At 67.0% G+C, this 3923-nt stretch carries 4 protein-coding genes and 1 pseudogene; 1 reads left to right on the top strand and 4 read right to left on the bottom strand.

Going from position 1 to position 3923, the window contains the following annotated elements; translation table 11 throughout:
- Positions 1-229, bottom strand: a pseudogene (locus tag B3T77_RS03055) (hypothetical protein); the annotation flags it as partial.
- Positions 226-582, bottom strand: a complete 357-nt coding sequence (locus B3T77_RS03060; RefSeq protein ID WP_271042661.1) for a chromosomal replication initiator DnaA — start codon at positions 580-582, stop codon at positions 226-228. The pseudogene B3T77_RS03055 and the gene B3T77_RS03060, both read right to left, overlap by 4 nt.
- A gap of 379 nt (positions 583-961) precedes the next feature.
- Between B3T77_RS03060 and ctrA the strand changes: the two genes are divergently transcribed.
- The gene (gene ctrA / locus B3T77_RS03065; protein ID WP_017505852.1) at positions 962-1663 is read left to right on the top strand and encodes a response regulator transcription factor CtrA; all 702 of its coding nucleotides are present in this window, start codon (positions 962-964) and stop codon (positions 1661-1663) included.
- Between the two features lie 63 nt (positions 1664-1726).
- On the opposite strand, the gene B3T77_RS03070 is transcribed toward ctrA, so the two are convergent.
- Both B3T77_RS03070 and B3T77_RS03075 read right to left on the bottom strand, forming a co-directional pair.
- The gene (locus tag B3T77_RS03070) at positions 1727-3106 is read right to left on the bottom strand and encodes a serine hydrolase (RefSeq protein ID WP_292077100.1); all 1380 of its coding nucleotides are present in this window, start codon (positions 3104-3106) and stop codon (positions 1727-1729) included.
- Positions 3107-3193: 87 nt separating this feature from the next.
- Positions 3194-3923 (bottom strand): sensor histidine kinase (locus tag B3T77_RS03075; protein WP_292077104.1); only part of this gene is annotated, 730 nt, incomplete at its 5' end.

A 3923-nucleotide genomic window follows, 5' to 3' on the forward strand; every position in this document is an offset into this window, starting at 1 on the left:
CGGGGGACGGCGTCGGGTCCGGCTGGGCGCGTCCCGACCAGCCGCCGCCTGGCCGCACGCGCAGGCCGGGCTGGTCGATCAGGGCGCGAAACTCGGTCTCGGTCAGGGTCAGGCTGATGCGGCTGCGGCGATCCGGCGACAGGCGCAGGGCATATGCGCCGCCCTCGGCCGACAGCCACGCGCCGGGCTTGGCCATCAGATCGCGCGCGCGTTCCAGAAGCCGGCTCATTGCGGCAGCTCCAGGCGGGGCGACTGATACAGACCCTGAATGCAGCCTTCGAGGTCGTTCATTAGATCGTCGATGCTGCGCTGTTCGCGCTCGTCCTCGACCCAGCGGCAGGCGGCGCCGACGCTGGCGCGATTGACGCCGAAGACGTGGCCGACCCGCTCCATCGTCCAGCCATAGGCGACGTGCGACAGGTACATGGCCAGCCAGCGCGGGCGGGCCGCGCGCGGGTTCATCCGGCCCCGACCGGTCATCTGCGACGGATGGGCGCCGGTGCGCGCCGCGATCAGATGAATGGCCAGCCCGGCCTTGACCTGATCCTCCTCGGTGACCGGCACCCTGTAGTCCTCCAGCACGAAACGTCTCCCTCTCACGAACTCTCGACGCCGGCATCATAGGTGGCTGCGACGTCGCGCTAGGAATATCGTCCTACTGTGCGCCAAAATCGGTCGTGGCGGCTTAACCGCCTTGCGGTTGCGGGCAGCACGTCGTGCGTGAGGGAGGTGAGAGGACGGGCGGTATGTCGGCCGAAACACGGGGCGCGGGTCCAACATGGTTAATAAATTTCGAATCGTTGACTCCAGCCTCTCGACGCCGATTCGCAAATCAGCCTAGATTCGCCTCAATTGGATGGCGTTAACCCTTCTTAAGGTTTTCACGTCTTAACTTGCGAACAAGGTTACCCGGCCGTGTGCCAGGGTGGTTACCGCAAAGCTTTTGCCTGGAGGGGCACGTATGCGCGTCCTGTTGATTGAAGACGATCACGCAACCGCCCAAAGCATCGAACTGATGCTGAAGTCGGAAGGCTTCAACGTCTATACGACGGACCTGGGCGAGGAAGGCATCGACCTGGGCAAGATCTATGACTACGACCTCATTCTTCTTGACCTGAACCTGCCGGACATGAGCGGCCTGGAAGTCCTGCGCCAGCTGCGCGTCGGCAAGGTCAACACCCCGGTCATGATCCTGTCGGGCAGCCACGAGATCGAAACCAAGGTCAAGACCTTCGGCGGCGGCGCCGACGACTATATGACCAAGCCCTTCCACAAGGACGAACTGATCGCGCGCACCCACGCCGTGGTCCGCCGCTCCAAGGGTCACGCCCAGGCGATCATCCACACCGGCGAGATCGCCGTGAACCTGGACGCCAAGACGGTCGAGGTGAACGGTCACCGCGTCCACCTGACGGGCAAGGAATACCAGATGCTGGAGCTGCTCTCGCTCCGCAAGGGCACGACCCTGACCAAGGAAATGTTCCTGAACCACCTGTACGGCGGCATGGACGAGCCCGAGCTGAAGATCATCGACGTCTTCATCTGCAAGCTGCGCAAGAAGCTGGCCACCGCCGCCGACGGCAAACACTATATCGAAACCGTCTGGGGACGCGGCTATGTCCTGCGCGACCCGGCCGAGGGCGTCGTCACCGTCGCCGCCTGATCGACCTTCGATCCGCGATTTCGAAACGCCCGCCGGTGACGGCGGGCGTTTTGCGTTGAGACCCTACTGACGCTTCGCCGGCATGTCGCGGCCGCCCTGGTGCAGGACCAGGCCCTCGACGGCGCCGTCGGCGTTGCGGGTGAAGGTGATCTGGGCGTCGACGGCGGTGAGGTAGAAGGCGTCCTCAGCTTCCGCCGTCAGTTCGAAGGCGGGCTGGCCGGTGGCCTGGGCCATCAGCTTGCCGTCCACGACCGAGATCGTCAGGGCGAAGGTCGGGGCCAGATTATAGACCCCCCCGTAAGCCTTCAGCACCTCAGGCGAGAGGGCGACGGCGCGGCGTTCGCTGGGCAGGGTGACGGTTCCGCCGCGCGCCAGGGTGACCAGGGCCGCGCCCAGCTTGTCCGGCACCTCACCGTTCAGATTGCCCAGGACGATGACGGCGGTCCGATCGCCCGGATCATAGGCCATATAGGTGTTGAAGCCCTCGATGGCGCCGTTGTGCCAGACCAGACGCTTGCCGTCGGCTTCGGACACCATCAGCCCCATGGCGTAGCCGTTGCGGACCGGCGTGGTCAGGGCGGTCATCGACTGGGCGTTCAGCAGCCGCCCACCGAACAGGCCCTGTTCCCACTTCAGCAGGTCGTGGGTGGTCGAATACAGGGCGCCGGCCCCGGTCGGGATGCTCATGTCCACATAGTCGGCGTTGACGACGCCGTCGGCGCCCAGCGCATAGCCCGAGGCGCGGCGGGGCAGGATCATGTCGTGGCGGTCGTAGCCGCTGTCGCTCATGCCCAGCGGCTGGAACAGATTGGCGGCGACGAAGTCGGCGTAGGTCTGGCCGCTGGCCGCCTCGATGATGGCGCTGAGCAGCACATAGCCCGAGTTGGAATAGGCGAACCGGGAACCCGGCGCGAAGTCCAGCGGCCGGTCGCGGAACCGGGCGATCAACTGCGGCAGCGTCGCGGGCCGGGTCTTCTGGGCCTCAAAGTCGGAAAAGGCGGTGAAGTTGGGCACGCCCGCCGTGTGGCTGAGCAGATGGCGCGGGGTGATCGCGTCCCAGGCGGCCGGGGCGTCGGGCAGCCAGGTCTTGATCGGCGCATCCAGATCCAGCTTGCCCTGCTGGTTCAGCAGCATGACCGCGACGGCGGTGAACTGTTTCGACAGCGAGCCGAGGCGGAACTTCACATCACCGTCGTTGGGGATGTTCCACTCGCGGTTGGCTAGGCCGTAGCCCTGATCCAGAAGGATACGACCGTCGCGGGCGACCAGGACGGCGCCGGAAAAGGCGTCGGCGTTGCTGGAGGCGCGGATCACCTGATCCATGCGCGCCGCATCCTGAGCGGCGGCCGGGCGGCTGGCCAGCGGGCTGAGCGTGAGGGCCAGGGCGCTAGCGGCCAGCAGCAGGACGACCGAACGGCGGCGAGCGAGGAACGAATGAGGCAAGGGGCGGTCTCCTGAACGCGTCACGCTAACGCTTTCTGAGAGAGGCGGCGAGCGCGGCGTTCGGATGCAGGCGCCGCGCCTTTTCTGTCAGGGCTGTCGAAAGGTCAGGGTCGCCTCCAGCCCGCCGCCATCGGCGTTGGCGAGCGCCAGATGGGCGCCGGCGCGTTCGGCCATGCGGCGCGCGATGGTCAGGCCCAGGCCGGAGCCGCCGCTGTCGCGCGAGCGGGACGGATCGAGGCGGTAGAAGGGCTCGAACAGCTTCTCCAACTGATCCGGCGCCACGCCGGGGCCGTGATCGCGCACAATCAGGCGCACGGCATGATCGTCGCGCACGGCGCTGACGGCCGCGTCGCCCCCATGCCGGACGGCGTTGTCGATCAAGTTGGTCAGGCATCGACGCAGCGCCTGAGGCCGGGTCGGCACGACGGCGTTGCAGCCTTGGCTGAAGACGACCGGCTGGCCCGCCTCGGCCGCGTCCTCGCAAATGGCGGATAGAAGCGCGTCCAGATCGACGGGCGTCACGGCCTCGGCCGTCGTCTCGATCCGGGCCAGGTCCAGGCCTTCGCGGACCAGATGCTGCATGCCGGCTAGATCGTCGATGAACTGGGCGCGCAGGGTCTCGTCCTCGATCTTTTCGACGCGCAGCCGCATCCGGGTCAGGGGCGTCTGCAGGTCGTGGGCGACGGCGGCCAGCACGCGGGTGCGATCCTCGATCAGGGCCTTCAGCCGGGTCTGCATGGCGTTCAGGGCGGCGGCGGCCTCGCGCACCTCGCGCGCGCCCTCGTCGACCAGGGGCGGGCGATCCAGATCGTGGCTG

The organism is Brevundimonas sp. UBA7838, from assembly GCF_002500885.1.
GTDB lineage: Bacteria > Pseudomonadota > Alphaproteobacteria > Caulobacterales > Caulobacteraceae > Brevundimonas > Brevundimonas vesicularis_C.

What these genes read in the sequence shown, in the direction of transcription:
- ctrA (WP_017505852.1), top strand. Translation starts at nt 962, where the DNA reads ATGCGCGTCCTGTTGATTGAAGACGATCACGCAACCGCCCAAAGCATC.